The following is an 881-nucleotide window of genomic DNA, read 5'->3' as shown; positions in this document are numbered from 1 at the left end:
GCTGTGGCGGTGCTCGCGATTGTACCAGGTGACGAACGCCTGGACCCAATCCCGAGCCGCCCCGATGCTGGCGAAGCCGCGCGGCGGCCAGCCGGGCCGGTACTTGCAGGTCCGGAACAGCGCCTCGGAGAAGGGATTGTCGTTGGAGACGCGGGGTCGGCTGAAGGAGGCCGTTATCCCGAGCCGCTCCATGGTCGCCTTCATCGTCGCGCCTTTCATCGGACTTCCATTATCAGCGTGCAAAACCAGCGGGCTGGTGACGCATTTCTCCGCCCAGACCGCGCGTTGCAGCAGCGCCGCCGCGTTCTCCGACGTCTCGCGTTCATGGACCTCCCAGCCGGTGATCTTGCGGCTCCAGATGTCGGTGATGATGTAGAGGTAGAAGAACCGCCCCGCGACCGGCCCCGGAAGCCACGTGATATCCCACGTCCAAACCTGGCACGGCCCCTTGGCCTCGAAGCTGGCGGGCGGCTTCCTTTTCGTCGGGCTGCGCGCGCGGCCGCGGCGGTGGTTCTGGCCATGCTCGCGCAAGACCCTGTAAAAGCTGGATTCCGACGCGATGTAGGTCCCCTCGTCGGCCAGAAGGGGCACGATCTGGCTCGGCGGCAGGCTGGCGAACTTGGGCAGGGCGCAGGTGGCAATGATGCGGACGCGCTCCTCGCTGCTGAGCTTGTTCGCGGGCTCGGGGCGCAAGGCGCGCGGACGGCCGTCCTCGCGGATGCCGCCCGTCCGGTCGCGCCATCGGGCAAGCGTCTGCGGATGCAGGCCCAGTTCGGCACAGGCGGCAGCGCGGGACGATCCCGCAGCCATTGCCTCGTCGACGAACCCTGCAATCTTCCGGCGATCGGGAGCAGAGGTCATTCGTCCTCTCCGTCCGCAGG

Annotated in this window: 1 protein-coding gene; it reads right to left on the bottom strand. The window is 67.8% G+C overall.

Annotated elements, in window-relative coordinates:
- On the bottom strand, positions 1-861 hold an 861-nt coding region (locus FGX59_RS37070), incomplete at its 3' end, for an IS3 family transposase (protein WP_138473498.1).
- Positions 862-881 lie beyond the last annotated feature (20 nt).

The organism is Poseidonocella sp. HB161398, assembly GCF_005870025.1.
GTDB lineage: Bacteria > Pseudomonadota > Alphaproteobacteria > Rhodobacterales > Rhodobacteraceae > Mangrovicoccus.
The sequence above is the reverse complement of the archived record's forward strand: the minus strand, read 5'-3'. Positions and strand labels throughout refer to the sequence as shown.